The sequence below is a fragment of the Streptomyces sp. NPDC005408 genome (genome assembly GCF_040606445.1).
In the GTDB taxonomy this organism is placed as follows: domain Bacteria; phylum Actinomycetota; class Actinomycetes; order Streptomycetales; family Streptomycetaceae; genus Streptomyces.
Genome location: NZ_JBEXEX010000006.1, coordinates 191,241 through 214,233, shown reverse-complemented (window position 1 = coordinate 214,233; position 22,993 = coordinate 191,241). Strand labels below are relative to the sequence as shown.

Genomic DNA, 22,993 nt, shown 5'->3' with positions numbered 1-22,993 from the left:
CCCGGGACCGGATACGCTCCGGAACGTGGCTGAGATCCAGATTCCCGCTGACATCAAGCCCGCCGACGGCCGTTTCGGCGCGGGCCCCTCCAAGGTGCGTACGGAGGCGCTGGACGCCCTGGCCGCCACCGGCACCTCTCTCCTCGGCACGTCCCACCGCCAGGCCCCGGTGAAGAACCTGGTCGGCGCGGTGCGCGACGGCGTACGCGACCTCTTCCAGCTCCCCGAGGGCTACGAGGTCATCCTGGGCAACGGCGGTTCCACCGCCTTCTGGGACATCGCGACGCACGGCCTGATCGAGAACAAGTCCCAGCACCTGTCCTTCGGCGAGTTCTCCTCCAAGTTCGCCAAGGCGGCGAAGCTCGCGCCGTGGCTGGCCGAGCCGACCGTCATCACCTCCGACCCGGGCACGCACCCGGACCCGGAGGCGGAGGCGGGCGTCGACGCGTATGCCTTCACGCACAACGAGACCTCGACGGGCGTCGCGGCCCCGATCAAGCGCCTCGCGGGCGCGGACGAGGGCGCGCTGGTCCTGGTCGACGCGACGTCCGGCGCGGGCGGCCTGCCGGTCGACATCGCCGAGACGGACGTCTACTACTTCGCCCCGCAGAAGTCCTTCGCCTCCGAGGGCGGCCTGTGGATCGGCGTCTTCTCCCCGGCCGCGCTGGAGCGCGCCGCGCGCGTCCACGGCTCGGGCCGCCATGTCCCGGAGTTCTTCAGCCTGCCGACGGCGATCGACAACTCGCTGAAGAACCAGACGTACAACACCCCGGCGCTGTCCACGCTCTTCCTGCTGAACGAGCAGCTGAAGTGGATCAACGGCCAGGGCGGCCTGGACTGGTCGGTCGGCCGCACCGCCACGTCGTCGCGGACGCTGTACGGATGGGCCGAGGCGTCCAAGTACGCGACCCCGTACGTGGTCGACCCGGCGAAGCGCTCGCAGGTCATCGGCACGATCGACTTCGCGGACGACATCGACGCCGCGGCGGTCGCCAAGGCGCTGCGCGCGAACGGCATCGTCGACACTGAGCCGTACCGCAAGCTGGGCCGCAACCAGCTGCGCGTCGCGATGTTCCCGGCGATCGACCCGGCGGACGTCGAGGCGCTGACGGCGTGCATCGACTACGTGATCGAGAAGCTGTAGCACTGCGGAGCACCAGATGTACGGGGACGGGCCCGGCGGCGTCACGCTGCCGGGCCCGTCCCCGTTCTCCCCGGCCGCCCGCCCGCCGCGGGATCACCCCATGTGCGCCTTGACGTAGTCGACGACCTCCTTCATCTCCCTGGTCGGCGAGAAGTCCACGTACTCACAGTCCTCGAGCGCCACCGGGACGTGACCGGCCGGCCAGTAGAAGGCCTGCCCCGCCTCGTAGATCTCGTCCCCCGACGGGGTCCGCATCATCAGCCGCCCGCTGAAGAGGAATCCCCAGTGCGGGCACTGGCACATGTCGCCGGGCAGACCCTTCACGGCCGGTCCCATGTCCGTGCCCTTGGGGAGTCTCGCGAACGCGGCGGTCATGTCGCCGCCGAGTTCCGTCATCCGCAGCTCCACGCCGCCGCCCTCGACGGCGACGGGAGTCTCGTCCCTCGTGGTTGCTGTCATGGTTCCTCCAGTGCCGGCCCCCTTCCAGTTTCGTACCGGAGGGCGCTGTCTGCCGGATGGACCACCGCCGCGGGCGGACCGGGCTCCCTGTCCTGATGCTGGGTCGTGTGCAACCGCCACCGTCGCCACCGTCAGGAGCAAAAACCGTGCTGCCACGCCCCCGTTTCCGCTTCCGTAGGCTGCGGCTCCCCGCCGCCGCCCTTCTGGCCGTCGGCTCCCTCGCCGGGCTGGTGTCCGCACCCGCGGCGGCCGGGGAGTCCGCCGCAACCGGTCACGACGGTGCGCTGAGCAAACGCATTCAGGAACTGGTCCGGGCGCCCGGCGGCCCGCCCGGAGTCATCGCCGTACTGCAGCGCGGGGGCAACACGGAGTTCTACCGGGCCGGGGTCTCGCAGCTCGGCACCGACCGCCCGCCGCAGCCGACCGACCACATGCGGATCGCCAGCACGGCCAAGGCGTTCAGCGCAGCCGTCGCCCTGCAACTGGTCGACCGCGGACTGCTCGGCCTCGACAAGCCCATCCGCAGATGGCTGCCCGCACTCCCCGAGGCCTGGCACGCGGTGACGCTCCGGCAGCTGCTGAACCACACCAGCGGTCTGCCGGACTACTCCACGGACTCGGAATTCCTCGAGATCGTGACCGCGGATCCGCACCATGTCTTCGACTCCCGCCGCCTCCTCGACTTCGTCGCCGGGGACCTGCTGCTCTTCCCTGCGGGTTCGCGGTACCAGTACTCGAACTCCGACAACATCGCCGTGGCCCTGCTGGCCGAAGCCGTGACGGGCAGAAGGTACGAGGAGCTGCTGAAGCAGACGGTCTACCGCCCGCTGGAGCTGCGGAACACCAGCCTCCCGCAGGGCTTCTTCCTCCTCCCCGAGCCGTATCTGCACGGATACGCGGTCGACCCGCCGGCCGCCCCGGAGGACGTCAACACGGCGCTCAGCGCGTCCGGCGTCTGGGCGTCCGGCGTCTGGGCGTCCGGCGGCATCGTGTCGACCCCGAGGGACCTGACCGCGTTCATCCGCGCCTACGCGGGCGGCGACCTGATCTCGAAGCCGACGCGCCACCAGCAGCTGAAGTGGCGCGACGGCGCCTCCGAACCGGCGGGCCCGGGCGTGAACGCCACAGGTCTGGCGATCTTCCGTTACACCACGCGCTGCGGTGTCGTGTACGGCCACACGGGCAACTTTCCCGGCTACACCCAGCTCATCGCGGCGACCCCTGACGGCCGGCGGTCCCTGACGTTCTCGATCACCACGCAGGTGAACAAGACCAACAAGCCGGCGCTGCTCGCCAAGCTCAGGAACATCCAGGAGGACTTCGTCTGCGCGCTGCTGCGCCGGTAGCCAACGGCCCCGCGCCACAGGGTGACGCGGGGCACGGAAAGTGCATTCATGGAGGTATGAGTACGAGCCCGGGGCTCAGCCCCTTCGAGAAACAGTGGGCCGTCCTGCTCACCAGCTTCAAACAGGACGGTACGGGCGTCGGCACCCCCGTCAGCATCGTCGTCGAGGGCGACCACGCATACGTCCGCACCTACGCCACGTCCGGCAAGGCCAAGCGGATGCGGAACAACCCGGAGATCGAGCTCGCCCCCTGCACGGTGCGCGGCAAGCCGACCGGACCGGCGATCAAGGCCAGGGTGCGGCTGCTCGACCCGGGCAGCGAGGAGAGCAAGCACGCGTCGAAAATGCTCCTGCACGAGCACCCGTTCATGCAGGGCGCGCTGGTCCCGATCGCACACAAGGTGAAGCGGGACACGACGCTTCACTACGAGGTACGCCCGCTCTAGTCACCCTTTCATCACCCTCTAACCACGGCGCAGCAGGCGCTTGATCCCGAGGACGAGAGCGGTGCCGCCGGCGAGGACGATCAGCCCGTAGGTGAAGTTGCTGTTCTCTCCGCTCTTGGCACCGCCGGCCGAACTCCCGCTCGCGGAAGGAGACTTGCTGCCTCCGTCCGGCGAGGACTCGTTCCCGAGGCCGACCCGCTGCACCTCGCTCTGCTCGCCCTCGGAGCCGAACATCAGCGCCTTGCCGTCGAGGGTGTACGTCACCGACTCGGCCTGCCCCTGAATGGGTGCCCGGACGCGGTGGTCGGCGCCGAGGCGGCCGTTCTTCCACTCGTATCCGCGCGCGCTGAAGTAGGAGCGCAGTACGAGTTCCTTGCCGTCCGGCGAGAAGGCGCCGTCGGTCACCCACGGCACCTCCCCGATCCGCCGGAAGGTGTTCGTGCCGGAGGAGGTGAGTTTCGCGGGTCCCTCGTACAGCCCGCCGCCGTCTTCGTTCTTCGACGCGATATAGACCCGCCCGGTCGTGGGATGCACCATCAGCGCCTCGGCGTTCCGCGCCCCGTCCTCGTACGTGACGGTGTACTGCGTCGCCCGGACGGTCATGTCCTTGAGGGCCTTGGGCTCGGGGAACTTATAGATCCAGACGTGGTCCCAGCTGCCGTTGAGGTTGTCGCCGATGTCCCCGACGTAGACGTTCCCGTCCGGGCCGACCGAGATGGCCTCCATGTCACGGGGCTTCCCGACCCCGCTCAGGGTGATCGTCGCGACGGTCTCGCCGGTCTTTGAGTCGACGGCGAAGACGCGCGGCTCGTCCTGGTCGTTGTGCGTCCAGTACACGCCCGGGTGCACCCGGCTGGCGGCGAGCCCGCTGGACTCCGTGATGCGCGGGTCCTTGATCGTGAACCCGGAGTCGTCGTCGGCGGAGGCGGGGACGGCGGCGAGCACGAGGGCCGCGAGGGAGACGGCAGCGGCCCCGGAGGCGGCCCGGGTGACGTACGGAAGCGAACGCATGACCCCCAGCCTGCCACCTCGCTCCTGGTGCTTCCGGCTCAGCCGCCGAGGTGGGCCGGACAGGGCCTAGCGAGCCCGGGGCCGTGGCCAGCCTCACATCGCAGCTGCGGGGCTTGATCGGACATGATGACCCCCATGCGTTTCATGTTCGTCGGCGACTCCATGACCATCGGACGCGCCGGCGACTACACCTGGCGCTACCGGATGTGGCAGCACCTTGCCGCCTCCTTCGACGGCCCGTACGAGATCGTCGGCCCCCGGACCGAGCTCTACGACACGGCGGCGAACGCCCCGGTCTCGCACACCTACGCCGACCCGGCCTTCCCCGCCGAGGCCCGCCGCCATCTGTCCGGCTGGGGCGAGGGCTGGCTCCACATGGCCCCGGTCATCCGCGAGACGGTCGCCGCGGAGCGGGCCGACATCCTTCTGGTCTCGCTCGGCCTGATAGACCTCGGCTTCTACACGGACAGCACCCAAACCGCCCTGAACGCCCGCCACTTCATCACCGAGGCCCGCGCGGCCAACCCTCATGTACGGATGGTCCTGCTGCGGGTCATCCCCAACATCCGCGCCCGCTCCGACGCCCCCTTCGCGGCGGAGTGCGACCGCTTCAACGAACTGCTGGCCAAGGCGGTCGCCGACCTGGACACGGCGACCTCGCCGATCCTGCTGGCGTCGCCGCCGGAGTCGTACGCCATCGACACGGACACGTACGACGGGACACACCCGGGCCCGACGGGCGAACACAAACTGGCGGCGGCGTTCGCGGGGGCGATGCACCAGGCGTGGGGGCTGGGCGGGCCGTAGGGCGGCGCCACGCGCGCGTGACGCCGCCTCTCTTACTGCCTGACGGCCGTCAGAACACGAACGGGCCAGGAGCCTGCGCGGACGTCGCGTTGCAGGTCACGGTGATGCCGAGGACCACGACCGTCAGCGACTTCCCCTCCAGGCTGTCGCCCGTGGCCACAGTCCCGGTGAGCGGGCCGGTGGACACGTCGCCCCCGGCCGGGATGGCCGGGTTGGAGTTGCCGGTGAACGTCGCCGTGTCGGAGCCGTTCTTGGTGAGGTTGAGGGTCGACTTGACCGAGTTCTCCGAGATGGCGATGGGCGACTTGATGGCCGAAGTCGACACGCTGATGGTGGCGGCCGTGCCGTCCTGAGTGGCCGTGAGTGTCGCCGAGCCGGAGCCGTAGGAACCGCAGTCGAAGGAGATGGTGGCCGTCTCCGGCGTCACCGCGCTCGCGATGGGTGCCATGACGAGCGTGCCTGCTGCGACAGCTCCGCCCAATAACGCGCCTGTTGTGAGCTTGCCGTACTTCATGGGGTCCCGCCTTCGTGTGGGGGTTACGGGTTGGCGTCACCGGCCACCACGTTCGATCCGCGGCTCGCGGGATCCGGGGCTTCGGGGATGGGGGTTGGGGGTGCCCCTGGTCCTGACGGGTAGTCAGCGACATCAGTCATTGCGACATGGACACCTCAAAATGGCAAGGTGCATTCCGCAAGGCTTGGCCGTCTCTGGCCAATTCCGGCCGTCGCACCCGCAGAGGCGCCGGCATCCACCCGCTTGCCAATGCCCTTACAAAAAAGGCCTGTTGTAGAACATCCGGTGGATCTAGGCTGACGCGATCACAAATCCTGCAGGAAGGTTTCACACCCATGCGCAAGCTCAGCCGCATCGCCGCAGTCGTCGGCGCAGGCGCCGCGATAGCCCTCGGCAACGCCTCCAGCGCCCAGGCCGCAAGCACCTGGTACGCCTACGCACACACCTCCAGCACCGCCTATGGAACCTTCACGGACGACGGTGACGCGTTCAGAGCGTGCGACACCAAGACGGACGGCCTGGGTGTCTGGCTGAAGGTCACCGCCACCTGGTACGCGGGCCCCAACGACGTGCCGTTCACGGGCAGCTTCGAGCGGTACTTCACGCCGGGCAACGGCAACTGCACCGAGTACCACCACGGCAACCTCGTCGAGGACCGCACGGTCAAGCTGACCGTCTGCCTCGGCAACACGGTCAACGGCACGACCAGCCGCTTCGACTGCGGATCGACCATCACCGCCAAGTCCTGACGCGGGCCAGGGCGCCCCACCCGGGCGCCCTGAAGCGGCGCCCGGGCTTGTGCCTACGCCCGTGTGAGCCGGTTCGCGAGCGTCGACATCGTGTACGTACCGATGCCCATGACCACCTCCAGCGCGTTCTGTTCGGTGTAGCCGTGCGCCAGGAACGCGCGCAGGTCCTCGTCGACCACGCCCCCTGCCGTACGCAGCACCTCCAGCGTGAACTGCCGTACCGCTTCGAGCCGTACGTCATCGAGCGGCTTCTGCTCGCGCAGCGCGGCGATCAACTCTGCATCCGCGCCCAGCGTCCGCAGCTTGCCGGTGTGCATCTCCACGCACACATGGCACTCGTTCCGCGTCGCGACCACCATGACGACCACCTCGCGGGCGACCGGATCCAGAGTCGTCTGCTCGAACATCGCGCTGAGTTTCAGGAAGCCGTCCAGCAGATGGGGCGAGGAGGCGAGCCTGGCGACGGCCGGTGGCAGATGGCCCAGATGCCTGATCGTGGACTCCATGGCGCGGCGCGACGCGGGTGGGGCCGATTCCAGGGTGTGTTCGGTAAACATGCGAGGGTCTCCTACAATCGACAACATGGTTGACGATAAAAAGGTAAACCAGGTTGTCGAAGTGCGCAACGCCCTTACGGACACGCCTGGTTACGAGCTGCCCCTGCTCCTCTTCGCCGGGTTCCGCTCCCTCATCGACCGCCTCCACGCCGAGCTGGCCCAGCAGGGCCACCCCGACGTCCGGCCCGCGTACGGCTTCGCCATGCAGGCGATCGGCCCGCACGGCACGACCGCCAGCGAGATCGGACGGCGGCTCGGAGTCTCCAAACAGGCCGCGGGCAAGACGGTCGACCGCCTCGTCGCCCTTGGCTACGCGGAACGCACGGACGACCCGTCCGACGCCCGCCGCAAGCTCGTCCGGCTCACGGCACACGGCCTGGACGCGCTGACCCGCTCGGCCGCGATCTTCGACGAACTGCGGTCGGACTGGGCGGGCACGGTCGGCGCGGGGCGCGTGCGCGAGATCGAGGACGTGCTGCGTACGGTCGTCCCGGCGGATGCCTTCCGGCTGGACGCGGCGGGGTGGTTCGGCGGCGCGTGACGAGTTTTCGCTGACCGTGACGAAGGTCGCCTTCGGGCAGCCGCTCGACCTCACCAGCACCCCCCCTCGGCCTCACCCCCACCACCGACGAGTTCCCCCGCGGCTGACCCCCTCGCGCACTTGCCTGGAGCGCGCTCCAAGGCGTTGGCTGATGAACCATGAAGTACACACAGCTCGGACGCACCGGACTCAAGGTCAGCCGACTCGTCCTCGGGACGATGAACTTCGGGCCTCAGACCGACGAGGCCGACAGTCACAGCATCATGGACGCCGCGCTCGGCGCGGGGATCAACTTCTTCGACACCGCCAATGTGTACGGCTGGGGCGAGAACAAGGGCCGTACCGAGGAGATCATCGGCTCCTGGTTCGCCAAGGGCGGCGACCGGCGCGACAAGGTCGTTCTCGCCACCAAGGTCTACGGGAACATGGCCGCCGACGGGGACCCGTGGCCCAACCACGACCGGCTCTCGGCGCTCAACATCCGCCGTGCCGTCGAGGCGAGCCTCAAGCGGCTGCAGACGGACCACATCGACCTTTACCAGTTCCACCACATCGACCGCCACACCCCGGTCGAGGAGATCTGGCAGGCCATCGACACCCTGATCGCCCAGGGCAAGATCCTCTACGCGGGCTCCTCCAACTTCCCCGGCTGGAAGATCGCCCAGACCAACGAGATCGCGCAGAAGCGTGGCTCGTACGGGCTCGTCAGCGAACAGTGCCTCTACAACCTCGCCGAGCGCCGCGCCGAGATGGAGGTCATCCCGGCCGCGCAGGAGTACGGACTCGGAGTCATCCCCTGGTCGCCGCTGCACGGCGGGCTGCTCGGCGGTGTGATCAAGAAGGAGAGCGAGGGCAGGCGCCGCGCCTCCGGGCGCTCGGCGGACGCGCTCGCGAACACCGAGGTACGGGCGCAGGTCCAGGCGTACGAGGATCTGCTCGACAAGCACGGTCTGGAGCCCGGCGAGGCCGCGCTGGCCTGGCTGCTGACCCGGCCGGGGGTCACCGGGCCCATCGTCGGACCGCGTACGGCGGACCAGCTGGTGTCCGCGCTGCGCGCCGTCGAGCTGGAGCTGAGCGACGAGGTGCTGTCCGGCCTCGACGAGATCTTCCCGGGTCCGGGGCCCTCCCCGGAGGCCTTCGCCTGGTGACTCGCGCGAGCGGCCGTGGGGTGGTCAGGGCTACTGACCGACCACGGCCGCCACGGCGACGATCGCGAACATGAGCACCAGGACGCCGGCCATGATCTGATTTCTGGTCTTGGGATTCACCCCCCGAGACTAACCGGCCCGCCCGAGCGGCCAGGCACCGACCGTCTCGTACCGCGGCTGCTCGCCCCGTACCCCGCTCACCGGCAGATTGCTGCGGACGAGCGCGAGCTCGCCGACCTCCCAGGACGTGCCCTCGAAGGCGTCCAGCTCCTCGACGTACGGACGAAGATCCGCTTCGTCGCGGCTGCGGGCGATCGTGAGATGGGCCTGGTAGCGGCGGTGCTCCTCCATGCTGATCCCGGCCCGCCGCGCGGCCGCGTCCGCGCGTTCGGCGAGCAGGCGCATCTCCTCGAGACCGCCCGCCGCCCCCGCCCACAGCGCGCGTTGCCCGAAGCGTCCGCCGCGGTGCATCCGCAGCGGGAAGGGTTCGGTCCGGTGGGCGGCCCGCCCGAGCCGCTCGTGCAGCTCGGGCAGCAGGCCGTCGTCGACCTCGCCCATGAAGGCGAGCGTGAAGTGCCAGCCTGCCCGGCCGGTCCAGCGCAGGGCGTCCGCGCCGGGCAGGGTCCTCAACCGGTCGATTTCGACGGCGAGTTCGTCGATGACCGGGGTGGGGGGCAGTACGGCGGCGAAGAGTCTCATGATCCGAGTCTGACGCAGACGGGGTGGCCTACGCCGCCGTCGCCAGTTGTTCCCTCGGGACGAACTCCACATGCCTGCGCCCCCGCCGCAGATCTATTTTCAGGCGCAGCCCGCCCACACGGGCGAGCATCACGCCGACTCCGATCGCCGCGGCCATCGCCACCGCACCGCCCGCCGCGAAGCCGATCCGCGGTCCGTAGGTGTCGGTGATCCAGCCGACCAGGGGCGCGCCCAGTGGCGTACCGCCCACGAAGACCATCATGAACAGGCTCATCACGCGGCCCCGCATGGCCGGTTCCGTCGCCATCTGGATGCTGGAGTTGGCCGTGACATTGACGGTCAGGCCGAACATCCCGATCGGCACCAGCAGCACCGCGAAGATCCAGAACTGCGGCGCGAACGCGGTCACGATCTCCAGGAGTCCGAAGAGCACCGCCGCGACCACAAGCACCCGAAGCCGCGAGGTGCCGCGCCGGGCGGCGAGCAGGGCGCCCGCCAGGGAACCGGCTGCCATCAGGGTGTTGAGCAGGCCGTACGTACTCGCGCCCGAGTGGTAGACGTTGTTGACGAAGGCCGAGAGCCAGATCGGGAAGTTGAAGCCGAAGGTGCCGATGAAGCCGACGAGGACGATCGGCCAGATCAGCTCGGGCCGCCCCGCGACATACTTCAGCCCCTCCCGCAGCTGCCCCTTGCCGCGCGGTGCGCGTTCGACCTTGTGCAGCTCGCTGTTGCGCATCAGCAGCAGACCCGCGAGGGGCGCGATGAAGGACAGCCCGTTCAGCAGGAATGCGTAGCCGCTGCCGACGGCCGTGATCAGCACACCGGCGACGGCCGGGCCGACCAGCCGCGCGGACTGGAAGTTGGCGGAGTTGAGACTGACCGCGTTGGCCAGCTGCTCCGGGCCGACCATCTCGGCGACGAACGACTGGCGCGCCGGGTTGTCGACGACGGTGACGAGGCCGAGCAGGAAGGCCGTGAGGTAGACGTGCCAGACCTGGACATGGCCGCTGAGCGTGAGCACGGCGAGCGCCAGGCCGGTCAGGCCCATCGCGGTCTGGGTGGCGACGAGCAGCTGCCGCTTCGGCAGCCGGTCGGCGAGCACGCCGCCGTACAGACCGAAGAGCAGCATGGGCAGGAACTGCAGCGCGATGGTGATGCCGACGGCGGACGCGGATCCGGTCAGGCTGAGCACCAGCCAGTCCTGGGCGATGCGCTGCATCCAGGTGCCGGTGTTGGAGACGACTTGCCCGGTGGCGAAGAGCCGGTAGTTACGGATCTTCAGCGAGCTGAACATGGTTGTAGGGGCTGGTGCGGGTGCGGAGGGTGCTCCGGGTCCCGAACTCAAAAGGTTCGCCTCCTTGGCTGTGCGGTGATCAGAGGTGCGCGAGCTTCTCCAGTACGGGGGCGGCGGCGCGCAGCTTGGCCCAGTCGTCCTCGTCCAGACCTTCGGCGAGCGAGGCCAGCCAGGCGTTCCGCTTGCGGCGGCTCTCTTCGAGCATGGCCTCTGCCTGCTCGGTCTGGCTGACGACCTTCTGCCGGCGGTCGTCGGGGTGCGGCTCGAGCCGGACGAGTCCCTTGGCCTCGAGCAGCGCCACGATCCGGGTCATGGAGGGCGGCTGGACATGCTCCTTGCGGGCCAGCTCACCGGGGGTGGCGTGGCCGCAGCGGGCGAGGGTGCCGAGCACCGACATCTCGGTCGGGCTCAGCGATTCGTCGACGCGCTGATGCTTCAGGCGCCGGCCCAGCCGCATGACGGCCGAGCGCAGGGAGTTCACGGCGGCGACGTCGACGGCATCACCATGGGACAGGTCAGGCATGTTTGTTAGCATAACTCATTACCCTGCCTAAAGACTAGTCGAGGTTACTGCCTCGATAGATTCATCACTCATATGAGTGAGGCAGATCCGGAAAGTGACGCACCGGCCAAGACGGTCCGGCGACTCTGGCTGACATGGGATCGACTGTGCTCAGCCTCCGCATAGACGGTGAGCTCCTCGACCGGCTCCGGCACCATGCCGCCAGACGCGGAATGAGCGTCCAGGACTATGTGGTCCGGACGCTCATCCGCGATGACTTCGACGAACGCTTCAAGGCGGCCGTCGACGAGACAGAGAAGTTCTACGGGCTCACGTGAAGCTCATGACGTGAGCCCCTGACGTGAAGAGGCTTACGTGAGACCCAGCGCCGGCATCGCGTAGTAGAAGACGAACACCGCTGACACCACATACATGGCGACGGGGACCTCGCGGCCCCGCCCGGCGGCCAGCCGCAGCACGCTGAAGGCGATGAAGCCGATGCCGATGCCATTGGTGATGGAGTACGTGAACGGCATCATCACCATCGCCAGGAACGCCGGGACGGCGACGGTGAGATCGCTCCAGTCGATGTCGCCGACCGAGCCCGCCAGGATCAGGAAGCCGACCGCCAGCAGCGCGGGAGTCGCCGCCTGGGACGGGACCATCGTGGCGAGCGGCGTGAGGAACAGCGCCACCCCGAACAGCGCACCCGTGACGACCGATGCCAGTCCGGTACGGGCACCCTCGCCGACGCCCGCCGTGGACTCCACGAAGCAGGTGTTGGCGGAGGACGAGGTCGCACCACCGGCCGCGACCGCGATGCCGTCGACGAACAGAACCCGGTTGATGCCGGGGAGGTTGCCGTCCTTGTCCATGAGCCTGGCCTCGTCGCCGACGCCGAGAATCGTGCCCATCGCGTCGAAGAAGCAGGAAAGCAGCACGGTGAAGACGAACAGCACGCCCGTCAGATAGCCGACCTTCGCGAAGCCGCCGAAGAGGCTGACCTGGCCGACGAGCCCGAAGTCGGGGGACGCGACCGGATTGCCGGGCCACTGCGGCGTGGTCAGGCCCCAGGACGGGACGGTGGCCACCGCGTCGATGATCATCGCGACGCCCGTCATCACCACGATGGAGATCAGGATCGCGCCCGGCACCTTGCGGATGATCAGGGCCAGGGTGAGCAGGACGCCGAGGGCGAAGACCAGGACCGGCCAGCCCTCCAGATGACCGCCGGTGCCCAGCTGGAGCGGGACGGTGGTCTTGGCGACGTCGGGGATACGGGAGACGAAGCCCGCGTCGACCAGGCCGATCAGCATGATGAACAGGCCGATGCCGATCGCGATTCCCTTGCGCAGACTGCGCGGCACGGCGTTCATCACGCGCTCGCGCAGACCCGTGGCCACCAGCAGCATCACGACGAAACCGGCGATGACGACCATGCCCATCGCGTCCGGCCAGGACATCCGGGGCGCGAGCTGGAGGGCGACGACGGTGTTCACACCGAGTCCGGCGGCGAGGGCGATCGGGACATTGCCGATGACGCCCATGAGGAGCGTGGAGAAGGCCGCGGTGAGCACCGTGGCGGTGACCAGCTGGCCGCTGTCGAGCTGGTGCCCGTACATGTCCTTCGCGCTGCCGAGGATGATCGGGTTCAGCACGATGATGTAGGCCATCGCGAAGAAGGTGGCGAAACCGCCGCGGATCTCGCGGGGGACGGAGGAGCCCCGCTCTGAGATCTTGAAGAAGCGGTCCAGACCGGCGAGCGGCCCGGAGGGGGCCGGGGGCACGGAGTCGACCTTGGCGGTGGCCGTGGGGGGCATGCGGAACCTCGTCGGTGATTTTTGGCCGGTTTCAGATGTTCCTACGAACAAAACCGGTCGGACACAAACGGCTTCAGTATGAACGCATAAGGGTGGAGAGTGGTATCTCCGCGCGTAGACCAGTGAGGTCAGGGGGTTGCACGGGGGTGTGGAGGGCCGTGCGGCGCAACCTAGACTGACCGCATGGCGAAGTGGACCCCCAAGCACGAGGCACCCGAGCCCCTGGAGGGGCCCGTCGTCGCCACCATCACCGGCGGCACGATCCTCTGGTTCGTCCTCTTCCTCGTCCAGATCCCCTTCTACAGCTGGTTCGCCGACCGTGACCTGATGTGGTGGGTGTGGACATGCCTCGCCGGCGGCGGTCTTGGCCTGATCGGCATCTGGTACGTGCGGGGGCGCGACGCCGCGATCAAGCGGGCGCAGGCCGCGGAAGCCTCCCAGGCGGACGCGGACGCCGGTGCCGCCGCGGGCGACGAAGGCAACTGACCCGTAGGGCATCCGTACTGCACGCGTGATGCCAGGGAACGATTCGCGTCCTCCCCCGGTCTGATCTCCGGCGCCCTCGGCGGGTGAACCGGACAGTCCGGCCGTACCGTCGAAACCATGACGCAGCGGGCGAGGATCGACACGAACGGCCCCGAGCCGGGCGAACCCGTCATCGACGCGGGAGCCGAGCTGGACCCCGTACACCCCAGGAAGCCGCCGAAGTCCGCACTCGCGCCACGCTCTGACGGGCTGACGACGGCGGAGGTCGCCGAGCGGGTCGCGCGCGGCGAGGTCAACGACGTCCCTGTACGCAGCTCCCGCTCCCTCACCGAGATCGTCCGCGCGAACGTCTTCACCCGCTTCAACGCGATCATCGGCGTGCTGTGGCTGATCATGCTCTTCGTCGCGCCGTTCCAGGACAGCCTGTTCGGCTACGTGATCATCGCCAACACCGGTATCGGCATCATCCAGGAGCTGCGCGCCAAGAAGACACTGGACGGTCTTGCGGTCATCGGCGAGGCCAGACCGACGGTACGGCGGGACGGCACCGCCGCGGAGATCTCCACCTCCGAGATCGTCCTCGGCGATCTCGTCGAACTCGGGCCCGGCGACAAGGTCGTCGTGGACGGCGAGGTGGCGGAGGCGGACAGCCTGGAGATCGACGAGTCGCTGCTGACCGGCGAGGCCGACCCCGTCATCAAGCAGCCCGGGGATCCGGTGATGTCCGGGTCGTTCGTGGTCGCGGGCGGCGGGGCGTTCACCGCGACGAAGGTGGGGCGCGAGGCGTACGCGGCGCAGCTCGCGGAGGAGGCGTCCCGGTTCACGCTCGTCCACTCCGAGCTGCGCAGCGGTATCTCGACGATCCTCAAGTACGTGACCTGGATGATGGTCCCGACCGCGATCGGGCTCGTCATCAGCCAGCTGGTGGTCAAGAACAACAACTTCAAGGACTCGGTGGCCAGGACCGTCGGCGGCATCGTGCCGATGATCCCCGAGGGGCTTGTGCTGCTGACGTCCGTCGCCTTCGCGATCGGGGTCATCCGGCTCGGGCGCAAGCAGTGCCTGGTGCAGGAGCTGCCCGCGATCGAGGGCCTGGCGCGGGTCGACATCGTCTGCCTGGACAAGACGGGCACGCTGACGGAAGGCGGCATGGACGTCACCGCGCTGCGGACGCTGGGCGGCACGGAGGAGTCGTACATACGCAAAGTCCTCGGCGCGCTCGGTGAGTCCGACCCGCGGCCGAACGCCTCCCTGCAGGCGATCATCAACGCGTATCCGGACAGCGAGGACTGGCGGTGCACGGAGTCACTGCCGTTCTCGTCCGCGCGCAAGTACAGCGGCGCCAGCTTCAGCGAAGGCAACGGCGAGAACTCCACCTGGCTGCTCGGCGCGCCCGATGTGCTGCTGCCGTCCGGCGACGCCGCACTCGCGGATGTCGAGCAGCTCAACGAGCAGGGCCTGCGGGTGCTGCTGCTCGCCCGGGCGGCGGGCGAACTGGACGCCCCGTCCGTCGCCGCCGGTGCGCGGCCGGCCGCGCTGGTCGTCCTGGAACAGCGGCTGCGCCCTGATGCGGCCGACACCCTGCGCTACTTCGACGAGCAGAAAGTCCACGCCAAGGTCATCTCCGGCGACAACGCGGTGTCGGTGGGCGCGGTGGCCGGAAAGCTCGGCCTGCCCGGCGCGCAGAGCACGGTCGACGCGCGCCGACTGCCCACGGAACAGGCCGAGATGGCCGCATCCCTGGACGCCCACTCGGTCTTCGGACGGGTCACCCCGCAGCAGAAGCGCGACATGGTCGGCGCGCTGCAGTCACGCGGGCATACGGTCGCGATGACGGGCGACGGAGTGAACGACGTCCTCGCCCTCAAGGACGCGGACATCGGCGTCTCGATGGGCTCGGGCTCGGAGGCGACACGGGCGGTGGCCCAGATCGTGCTCCTCAACAACAGCTTCGCGACGCTGCCGTCGGTGGTGGCGGAGGGGCGCCGCGTGATCGGCAACATCACGCGGGTGGCGACGCTGTTCCTGACGAAGACGGTCTACTCCGTGCTGCTGGCCATCCTGGTCGTCTGCTCGCAGGTGGAATACCCCTTCCTGCCCCGGCACTTGACGCTGCTGTCGACCCTGACGATCGGCGTACCGGCCTTCTTCCTGGCGCTGGCCCCGAACAAGGAGCGCGCGAAGCCGCAGTTCGTACGCAGGGTGATGCGGTACGCGATCCCGGCGGGGGTGATCGCGGCGGCGGCGACGTTCGCGACGTATCTGCTGGCCCGCTCGTACTACAGCGGCCCCGGCTCGCTCGACGCGGAAACGAGCGCGGCGACGCTGACCCTGTTCCTGGTCTCGATGTGGGTCCTGGCGATCATCGCCCGCCCGTACACGTGGTGGCGGGTCTGCCTGGTGGCGGCGATGGGTGCGGGCTTCCTGATCGTGCTGGCGGTCCCGTCGCTCCAGAACTTCTTCGCCCTGAAGCTGGTGGGCACGACGATGCCGTGGGGCGCGGTGGCAATCGCGGCGGCGGGGGCGGCGCTGCTGGAAGTCTCGTGGCGGTGGGTGGACCGACGCTTCGGTTAGGCACCGGGGGCCGTGGGTGCCGTGGGCCAGGGGGCGTTGGTGGTTGCTCCCGGTGGTGGGTCTCGCGGGCGAACCCCCGCGCACCACCGGGCGAGCCGGGACCGCCGAGACCCGGTTTGAGTACTCGTACTCAGGACCGCCCCGGCGCCCCCCGCCTCATAATCGACGGGCACGTGCCCCTTCCGGCCCTGCCCGCCTGAGACTTGGAGCGCCTTCGTGAATCGCCTGACTGCGGCCTCGGCCGGTCTGTTCGTGCTGCTGGTCCTACCCGTGACGGCCGGGTGCGGGACGGAGCAGACCGTCGACGCCGCCGCGTCGGCGTCCGCGTCGTACGAGGCGCAGCGTAAGGCGGCGGAACAGAAGCACGACCGGCTGTTCCCGGACGTGGCTGCGATCTGCTCGGACGAGGTGGTGCAGTCCGCGTCCCCGAGCGCCCCGGCGCCCGAACCGACCGACCCGGAGGCGCGGAAGTACGCGGAGAACCACGCGTACAAGCAGCAACTGCCGCTCAAGGGCCCCGCGCTGTGCCGCGGGAAGGCACACGCGAAGCGGATCACACCCGCGCTGGAGGGTGTCCACAGCGAGGCGGACCTGCGGTCCAAGCTGACCGCTCTCGGCTACCCGGAGCCCACGGTCGAGGTGTACACCACGGGAGGCTCCCTCGGCTTCACGTTCAGCGTCCCGGAGACGGGCCCCTGCATCACGGGCCTGCTGACCTCCCCCGCGAAGGTCGAGGCCCACGGCCCCTACATGGAAGGCGGCTGCATGGAGCCCAAGGGCGGCCACTGACCTCGGGCTCGTCAGTCGAACCAGCGGTCCCTCGCCAGTTCCTCCGTGCGGGACGGGTCCTCCAGTAGTGCCGCGACCTCGAAGCGGCGCGGCCATTGGCCCGTTGCCCAGGCCAGGCCCGCCGCGACGCCCTCCAGGGTGGAGGCGTGGATCACGCCGTCCGGGGTGCGGCGCCATTCCAGTTCCGTGCCGCCTGCGATCAGTTCGTCGTGTTCGATGTACGTCGCCGGCGTCGACGGGCCGAGCAGCACGTGAACCGATTCCGGGACCTCGTGCTCCTCGCCCTCCGTCGTCACCTCCGCCGTGACCGTCTCGCTCAGGCGGCGGACCTGGAACAGTTCCGCCAGTTCCGCAGCCCGCGAGGGGGTCACGGGAAGCAGCGGGAGGCCCGCCGCCAGCGGGAGCAGGTCCGGTGCGTCGGCGACCACCGCGTCCGAGGCATCCACGACGCGGACCTCGCCGTCCACCACCGCGCGCAGGTCGTCCGGGAGCGTGACCTGCTCCGGGTCGAGGTCCGCCAGTGCCGAGTACAGGGCGTGGAGTTGGGCGGCCCGCACCGGACGTGCAGGATCCGCGAGGCGGCCCAGGAGCTCCGCCGCGCCGCCCGGTTCGTCGAGGAGGGCGGCGACCGAGGTGCGGACCCCGAGGGCGCGCAGGACCTGGGAGTCCTCGAAGCCCGTGGTGTCGGCCGATTCGTACAGGCCCTCCAGCAGCGGGTCCGCGCCCGCCGCCCGCAGGCCGGCCGGGCGCCGGCCGTGCAGGACCGGATGGTCCCGCAGCCACCACGCCGTGTACGGACGCACCGTCTCCGTCGTGCCGTCAGGCAGCAGAATCCGTACGGACTGGGTGAGCGCGTCCCGCAGCGGTGGCTGCGCCAGCAGCGCCAGCGCCTGCGGCCAGCAGTCGTCGTCCACCAGGTCCAGGTCGCGGACCGCGACGAGTTCCGTGGCGACCGGCGGCACGGGCGTGTCCGGCAGCCGGTCGAGGACGTCCTCGCACCACACGTCGACCGCGTCGAGCAGTCCCGCGTCGTCGGGCTCGGCGAAGTCCCCGTCGCGGGGCTCCAGTTCGTCGGGATCCAGGACGACATCCGTGGCCCGTACGAGCGCGAAGTTCGCCAGCACTCCGCACGCGGCGAGCGGCTGCTCGCCCCACCGCTCGGCCAGTTCGGCGTCGCAGAGGGCGAGTTCGTCCTCCCGCATGACGGACGCGAACGGGCTGCCGGGCAGGACGAGTTCACCCGCCGGGGCGAGCTCGCCCTCGTCGTCGGGCAGGGCCAGCGCCCCCAGCCACGGCTCGTCGCCGGGTTCGAGCCCCGCGTCCCGTACGAGCGCCAGCACGGTCTCCGCGAGCTCGTCCGCGTCCAGCGCGTCCTCGTCCCAGACCTCGCCCGCGTCCAGCGAGCCCGCGACCGCCGCCCGTACCTGCGGTGTCGTCAGCACGGCGCGGGGTGTCGCGGGCAGCGCGCCCAGCTTCTCGAGCAGGGGATGCGCGGCATCAGGGTGTACGACCTTCAGACCGAGCCGGGCCAGCTGTGGCGGAGTCTCGGCCAGCGGCAGCAGCGTCTGGCGGGGCCCGATCGTCGTACGGCCGTCCGCGAGCGGGACGGGAAGTCCGGACAGCCGGTCCGGGTCGACCCCGGCGAGGCTGTCGTACAGCCGCTGCCACCAGCCGGGCTCGCGCTCAAGACCCGCAAGCCGGTCGATCGCCTCGGTCAGCGGCACCCGCGCGACACCGAGCGTACGCAGCTCGACGCGGCGCTCGAGACCCGCGGGCAGCAGGCTCGGCAGCACCTCGGCCAGGACCTTGACCGTCTCCGCGCCCGCACCCTCCAGGACCTCCGCCTCGATCGGCCGCAGCCCGGCGGAGATCTCGCGGTCCGGCAGGCCCGTGTCCTCGCCGGACACGTCCCGCGGCGCGGCCGCCTCCAGGAACGCCGTACGCGGAAGCCGCTCCAGAATCTCCGCCCGCAGCTTGCCGTCCAGCTCGCCCTTGCCGAGCGGGCCCGGCACCAGGTCGATGGTGCCGACGGTCACCGGCTGCCAGCTGCCGAGCAGTTCGGCGTACGCGTCCGCCGCCTTGCGCACCAGGAAGTCGGTGAGCGGCCCGGGCACCGGGTGTCGGCGGGTGGTGTCCAGCGGGAGTGACGCGATGAGCAGCGCGGGTACGCCGAGGGGTTCGTCGGTGGGCGTGGGCGCGTGCACCACGGGGGCGGTACGCGGCCGGGCCGGCGCGCCCTCGTCGTCCACGGGCACGGCCCAGGTCACCGTCCAGTACGGCCGGAGCCGCTCCTCGACGGGCCGGTCCGCGAGCAGGGCGGGCTCGATGCCGCCGCCGTGGCTGACGACGCGCCAGCGCCGGTCGCCCTGGGTGCTGTCCTCGATGTGTACGTACGCCCCGTGCACGGAGCGCCGCAACTCCCGTACGCCGTCAGGGGTTTCGACGACGATCTCCGAGAGGCCGGTCAGCGTGAGCAGCAGCGCGTCGTCGATCCCGGCGAGCAGCCGCTCGACGAGGTCGACCGCGGCACCGTCACGCAGCGGAAGGACGACCACGGTGTCGTAACCCTCTGGGGCCGTGCCCTCGGCGGGCAGCGGGAGACGCAGCAGCGGTACGTGCCCGTCGCGCCGGCGCAGCTCGTCGCCGAGGCCGTGGCTCGCCTGGGCCGCCTGCTCGGCCAGTCCCCTGGCCTCCGCGAGGGACCAGCGCACACCGCCGTGGCGTCCGACGACGGCGGGCTCGTCGCTCACCGCGAGAACGGCCGCGAAGCCGACGCCGAAGCGGCCGACGGCGGACTCGTGGCCTTCACGCTTGGCCGAGGCGCGCAGAGTGCTCAGGGACTCGACGCCGGTCGCGTCCAGCGGCGCACCGGTGTTCGCGGCGGCGAGGACGGCGGGCTGGTCGCCGGTGCTCGGCCGCAGCGTGAGCCGCAGCCGCCCCGGGACCTTGGCGCGGGCGGCGGCGTCCGCGGCGTTCTGGGCGAGTTCGACGACGAGGCGGTCGCGGTATCCGCCGAGAGCCAGGTCCTCCTCGGCGTTGGCGTCCTCCCGGAAGCGGGCGGGACTGGCCCCCCACGCGTCGAGCACCCCGCGCCGCAGCCGCGCCGTCCCGAACGGGTCGGCCCACTCGGTCGTCCTGACGCTCACGCTGTGACTCCGCTCTCTCCGGTTACGGGCGCATGCCGCGTATGCCTGTGCGGCCGAAGGTACCTCGGTGCGGGGGGTTGTGGTGCGGTCCGGGGTGCCCGGTGCGGGCGTTCGTAGTGCGGTCCGGGGTGCGCCGGTGCCGTGGGGTGCGGGTTCCGGGGCGCCTCCGGGGTCGACTCCTCGGCGTCGGCGGCGATGAGGCGTCCGCATTGATCACCCGGTGCTGGCCGCCAATCGCCTGCGGGGACGGCCCTGCACCGCCCCTCCCCACCGGCACGGCAGGGGTGCGGGTCGTCCGGGTTCGCCAGCGAAGCCGGCCACCGGGCACGACAAGGCGCGCGCCAGGGACCCAGTGAGGACTACGAGTGGCCCAGGTCCTCCGACGCGCCGTCCGGTTCGGAGACCGAGCCGCCGTCGCGGGCCGGGCGCAGCGGGAACTCGTCCGCGCCCATCGTGTCCAGCACCGGCGGCGCCGGCACCGGCGGCTTCGGCATCACTGCCGCCTCCGAGTGCCCACCGCAGCCGTACGTCAACGAGACGACCCGCCCGTCCGCCGGCGAGAACTCGTTCGCGCACACCCCGAACGCCTGCCGCATCGAGCCCGCCATCGGAACCAGGAAACCGCACGTCACACATGCCGCCGGGGCTGCCTGTGCCATCGGGGTCTTCGCACCGAACGACTCGTCCCAGCGGTCCGCGGCGATATGCAGCCCGTACCGGGAGAGCACCCTGGCCCGGCGCATGCCGAGCTCCTCGGCGACCGCCGCGATCGAGCCGCGGGACGGGGCCAGCGGCAGCGAGGCCGGCGGGCCCGCGGTGACCTCCGCGTCCTCCGCCTCGACCAGTTCGGCCATCTCCTCCGACACGGCGGAGTTCGGCGGCGGCGCGTCCTCGCCGGAGAAACCGGCCTCCAGCCGCAGATCGTCCGCCTCGGTGGGCAGCAGATCCCCGGGCCCCATGTCGCCGGGCCGCAGCCGCTCGCTCCACGGCACCCACTCGGGCGCCAGCAGCGCGTCGGGACCGGGCAGCAGGACCGTCTCGTCGAGGGTGACCACCTTGGCGCGGGAGGCCCGGGCGACGGTCACCGCCCAGCGCCAACCCCGGTAGCCCATCTCCTTGCACTCGAAGAAGTGCGTGACGACGCGGTCTCCCTCCGAGACGAGGGACACATGCTCGCCGACCACCCCCGGGGCCGCGGCCTCCTCGGCCGCCGCCCGGGCGAGGTCTACCGCCTCGGCGCACAGACGGTCAGGGGTACGGCTTCGCGTCGCAGCACTCACAGGTCTCGCTTCTCTCCTACGCCGTCTCCAGGGTGCGCCGGCCGATTCGCGAGGTACGGGCCGCAGGCGGAGCGGACCAGAGGGCCGCATCGACGTCCGCGCCCGGACCAACCGTGTCTCGGGCACACCTACCGTCATCCATTCTGCGGGATGCCGAAGAGGCGCGCGGCCGAGAACAACCGCCGGTGGCGCGCTACGCACGCTACCCCCTCTGCCGCCCGCCGCCCACCTGCCCGCCCCAACAAGGGGCTAACAACACCGCATCACGGTTCGCCTCGGCAGGGCTTGGGGCACTATGACGGGGTGGCAGCCGAGAGGTCGTCCGACGGAGCCGGCCAGCTCAGAAGAGCAGGCCGGACGGTCGGGCGCGCCCTGCACCTCCCCTTCACGGGCACGGCGCGCGGCATCCGCAAGGCGACGCACGCGCACGGCGCGGGCGAGTCGGGTCTCGGCAAACTGATCGAGCTGCACGCGGTGAACGGCGCCGGCGATGTCATGATCACCGTCGCGCTCGCTTCGACGGTTTTCTTCTCCGTACCGACGGACCAGGCACGCGGCCGTGTCGCGCTCTACCTCGCCGTCACGATGCTGCCGTTCACCCTGCTGGCCCCCGTCATCGGACCACTTCTGGACCGCATCCCGCACGGCCGCCGAGCGGCGATGGCGGCCTCGATGCTCGCCCGTGCGGTGCTCGCCGTGACCATGTCCGGGGCGGTGGAGACAGGCGGACTGCAGCTGTATCCGGCCGCGCTGGGCGTGCTGGTCGCATCGAAGGCGTACGGAGTGGTGCGCAGCGCGGTCGTGCCGCGGCTGCTGCCGCCGAAGTTCTCGCTGGTGAAGGCGAACTCCCGGGTGACGCTCGCGGGGCTGCTGGCCACGGGTATCGCGGCGCCGATCGGGATCGGGCTGCAGAAGGTCGGGCCGCAGTGGCCGCTGTACGGGGCGTGTGCGCTGTTCCTGCTGGGCGCGTACTGGGCGTTCACGATGCCGCACAAGGTCGACTCGGCGAAGGGCGAGCGCAAGGCGCACATGCTGACGCACGGCGAGAAGAAGCCGAGTCTGCGTACGGTCGGGCCGTCCGTACTGCACGGGCTGCAGGCCAACGCGTCCTTTCGCGCACTGTCCGGCTTCCTGATCTTCTTTCTCGCCTTCCTTCTGCGGGAGCATCCGCTGGCCGGGCAGAGCGCGGCGGTCTCACTCGGGATAGTGGGTGTCGCGGCGGGCGCCGGCAATGCGCTGGGCACGACGGTCGGGGCGTGGCTGAAGGCCCGCGGGCCGGAGATGATCATCGCGACGGTGCAGTTCGTGGTGCTGGCGGCCGCGATCACCACGGCGGTGTTCTTCGGCGCGGGCATGGTGGCCGTGCTGGGCGCGACGGCGGGTCTGTGCCAGGCGCTGGCGAAGCTGTCCCTGGACGCCCTGATCCAGCGGGACGTCCCGGAACAGGTCCGTACCTCGGCGTTCGCGCGCTCCGAGACGCTGCTCCAGATGGCCTGGGTGGCGGGGGGCGCGATCGGCATCGCGCTGCCGCTGAACGGGACGGTGGGGATGTGGGTGGCGGCGGGGATCGTCGGGCTGGGCGTGGTGTCGTCGGCGCGCGGGCTGCTGGGGGCGGCGCGGCACGGAAGCAGGCCGCGGGCGAAGGTGGCATAGGGCGGGTGCGGCAAGCGATGCGGGCGGT

At 70.4% G+C, this 22,993-nt stretch carries 22 protein-coding genes; 12 read left to right on the top strand and 10 right to left on the bottom strand.

The genetic code is table 11. The features are described 5' to 3' along the window. Positions 1-25: 25 nt before the first annotated feature. Complete coding sequence (gene serC, locus ABZS64_RS09075) at positions 26-1,144, top strand: phosphoserine transaminase (protein WP_355825283.1); 1,119 nt, start codon at positions 26-28, stop codon at positions 1,142-1,144. A gap of 93 nt (positions 1,145-1,237) precedes the next feature. Here the strand turns inward: serC and ABZS64_RS09070 are convergent, their stop codons facing one another. Further along, positions 1,238-1,603, bottom strand: coding sequence for a hypothetical protein (locus ABZS64_RS09070; RefSeq protein ID WP_355825280.1), 366 nt, complete (start codon positions 1,601-1,603; stop codon positions 1,238-1,240). Positions 1,604-1,749: 146 nt separating this feature from the next. Here ABZS64_RS09070 and ABZS64_RS09065 point away from each other — a divergent pair, with 146 nt between their 5' ends. Both ABZS64_RS09065 and ABZS64_RS09060 read left to right on the top strand, forming a co-directional pair. Continuing rightward, positions 1,750-2,949, top strand: a complete 1,200-nt coding sequence (locus tag ABZS64_RS09065) for a serine hydrolase domain-containing protein (protein WP_355825277.1) — start codon at positions 1,750-1,752, stop codon at positions 2,947-2,949. Positions 2,950-3,005: 56 nt separating this feature from the next. Further along, positions 3,006-3,395: a PPOX class F420-dependent oxidoreductase gene (locus ABZS64_RS09060; protein ID WP_355825274.1), complete on the top strand. Its 390-nt coding sequence runs from the start codon at positions 3,006-3,008 to the stop codon at positions 3,393-3,395. A gap of 18 nt (positions 3,396-3,413) precedes the next feature. Here ABZS64_RS09060 and ABZS64_RS09055 read toward each other — a convergent pair whose 3' ends face one another. Further along, positions 3,414-4,406 carry a WD40 repeat domain-containing protein gene (locus tag ABZS64_RS09055; protein WP_355825271.1) on the bottom strand — a complete coding sequence of 331 codons (993 nt, stop codon included), beginning with the start codon at positions 4,404-4,406 and terminating at the stop codon, positions 3,414-3,416. A gap of 135 nt (positions 4,407-4,541) precedes the next feature. On the opposite strand from ABZS64_RS09055, the gene ABZS64_RS09050 reads away from it, so the two are divergent. After that, positions 4,542-5,213, top strand: coding sequence for a GDSL-type esterase/lipase family protein (locus ABZS64_RS09050; RefSeq protein WP_355825268.1), 672 nt, complete (start codon positions 4,542-4,544; stop codon positions 5,211-5,213). Positions 5,214-5,262: 49 nt separating this feature from the next. Here the strand turns inward: ABZS64_RS09050 and ABZS64_RS09045 are convergent, their stop codons facing one another. Continuing rightward, positions 5,263-5,727 carry a hypothetical protein gene (locus ABZS64_RS09045; RefSeq protein WP_355825265.1) on the bottom strand — a complete coding sequence of 155 codons (465 nt, stop codon included), beginning with the start codon at positions 5,725-5,727 and terminating at the stop codon, positions 5,263-5,265. Positions 5,728-6,062: 335 nt separating this feature from the next. Between ABZS64_RS09045 and ABZS64_RS09040 the strand changes: the two genes are divergently transcribed. Beyond that, positions 6,063-6,476, top strand: a complete 414-nt coding sequence (locus ABZS64_RS09040) for a hypothetical protein (protein WP_355825262.1) — start codon at positions 6,063-6,065, stop codon at positions 6,474-6,476. A gap of 53 nt (positions 6,477-6,529) precedes the next feature. Here ABZS64_RS09040 and ABZS64_RS09035 read toward each other — a convergent pair whose 3' ends face one another. Further along, positions 6,530-7,033 (bottom strand): carboxymuconolactone decarboxylase family protein, encoded by a 504-nt coding sequence (locus ABZS64_RS09035; protein WP_355825259.1) that lies wholly within the window; start codon positions 7,031-7,033, stop codon positions 6,530-6,532. 25 nt (positions 7,034-7,058) lie between these two features. Here ABZS64_RS09035 and ABZS64_RS09030 point away from each other — a divergent pair, with 25 nt between their 5' ends. Together ABZS64_RS09030 and ABZS64_RS09025 are read left to right on the top strand one after the other, a co-directional pair. After that, positions 7,059-7,574, top strand: coding sequence for a MarR family winged helix-turn-helix transcriptional regulator (locus ABZS64_RS09030; protein WP_355825256.1), 516 nt, complete (start codon positions 7,059-7,061; stop codon positions 7,572-7,574). A gap of 158 nt (positions 7,575-7,732) precedes the next feature. Then, positions 7,733-8,722, top strand: coding sequence for an aldo/keto reductase (locus ABZS64_RS09025; protein WP_355825253.1), 990 nt, complete (start codon positions 7,733-7,735; stop codon positions 8,720-8,722). A 129-nt stretch (positions 8,723-8,851) separates the two neighbouring features. Here ABZS64_RS09025 and thpR read toward each other — a convergent pair whose 3' ends face one another. From thpR to ABZS64_RS09010, 3 genes are read right to left on the bottom strand one after another with little or no spacing between them, the layout of a single operon-like run. Continuing rightward, on the bottom strand, positions 8,852-9,421 hold the full coding sequence (gene thpR, locus ABZS64_RS09020; RefSeq protein ID WP_355825250.1) for an RNA 2',3'-cyclic phosphodiesterase: 570 nt from the start codon (positions 9,419-9,421) through the stop codon (positions 8,852-8,854). A gap of 28 nt (positions 9,422-9,449) precedes the next feature. Further along, the gene (locus ABZS64_RS09015; protein WP_355825248.1) at positions 9,450-10,766 is read right to left on the bottom strand and encodes an MFS transporter; all 1,317 of its coding nucleotides are present in this window, start codon (positions 10,764-10,766) and stop codon (positions 9,450-9,452) included. 28 nt (positions 10,767-10,794) lie between these two features. Then, on the bottom strand, positions 10,795-11,238 hold the full coding sequence (locus tag ABZS64_RS09010; RefSeq protein WP_355825245.1) for a MarR family transcriptional regulator: 444 nt from the start codon (positions 11,236-11,238) through the stop codon (positions 10,795-10,797). Between the two features lie 134 nt (positions 11,239-11,372). Here ABZS64_RS09010 and ABZS64_RS09005 point away from each other — a divergent pair, with 134 nt between their 5' ends. Next, a complete protein-coding gene (locus ABZS64_RS09005) occupies positions 11,373-11,555 on the top strand; it encodes a ribbon-helix-helix protein, CopG family (protein ID WP_175257654.1) in 183 nt (60 codons plus the stop codon). A 33-nt stretch (positions 11,556-11,588) separates the two neighbouring features. Here ABZS64_RS09005 and ABZS64_RS09000 read toward each other — a convergent pair whose 3' ends face one another. Next, on the bottom strand, positions 11,589-13,037 hold the full coding sequence (locus tag ABZS64_RS09000; protein WP_355825242.1) for an NCS2 family permease: 1,449 nt from the start codon (positions 13,035-13,037) through the stop codon (positions 11,589-11,591). A 183-nt stretch (positions 13,038-13,220) separates the two neighbouring features. Between ABZS64_RS09000 and ABZS64_RS08995 the strand changes: the two genes are divergently transcribed. The 3 genes from ABZS64_RS08995 (at position 13,221) to ABZS64_RS08985 (ending at position 16,886) form a co-directional block, all read left to right on the top strand. Then, positions 13,221-13,523 carry a DUF2530 domain-containing protein gene (locus ABZS64_RS08995; protein ID WP_355825239.1) on the top strand — a complete coding sequence of 101 codons (303 nt, stop codon included), beginning with the start codon at positions 13,221-13,223 and terminating at the stop codon, positions 13,521-13,523. Positions 13,524-13,640: 117 nt separating this feature from the next. Next, the gene (locus ABZS64_RS08990; RefSeq protein WP_355825236.1) at positions 13,641-16,097 is read left to right on the top strand and encodes an HAD-IC family P-type ATPase; all 2,457 of its coding nucleotides are present in this window, start codon (positions 13,641-13,643) and stop codon (positions 16,095-16,097) included. Positions 16,098-16,313: 216 nt separating this feature from the next. Continuing rightward, a complete protein-coding gene (locus ABZS64_RS08985) occupies positions 16,314-16,886 on the top strand; it encodes a hypothetical protein (RefSeq protein WP_355825233.1) in 573 nt (190 codons plus the stop codon). 11 nt (positions 16,887-16,897) lie between these two features. Here ABZS64_RS08985 and ABZS64_RS08980 read toward each other — a convergent pair whose 3' ends face one another. Then, the gene (locus tag ABZS64_RS08980; protein WP_355825230.1) at positions 16,898-20,032 is read right to left on the bottom strand and encodes a molecular chaperone Hsp90; all 3,135 of its coding nucleotides are present in this window, start codon (positions 20,030-20,032) and stop codon (positions 16,898-16,900) included. Between the two features lie 359 nt (positions 20,033-20,391). Continuing rightward, complete coding sequence (locus ABZS64_RS08975) at positions 20,392-21,312, bottom strand: DUF3027 domain-containing protein (RefSeq protein WP_355825228.1); 921 nt, start codon at positions 21,310-21,312, stop codon at positions 20,392-20,394. Positions 21,313-21,615: 303 nt separating this feature from the next. On the opposite strand from ABZS64_RS08975, the gene ABZS64_RS08970 reads away from it, so the two are divergent. Then, positions 21,616-22,965: an MFS transporter gene (locus ABZS64_RS08970; RefSeq protein ID WP_355825226.1), complete on the top strand. Its 1,350-nt coding sequence runs from the start codon at positions 21,616-21,618 to the stop codon at positions 22,963-22,965. The last annotated feature ends 28 nt before the right edge of the window (positions 22,966-22,993 follow it).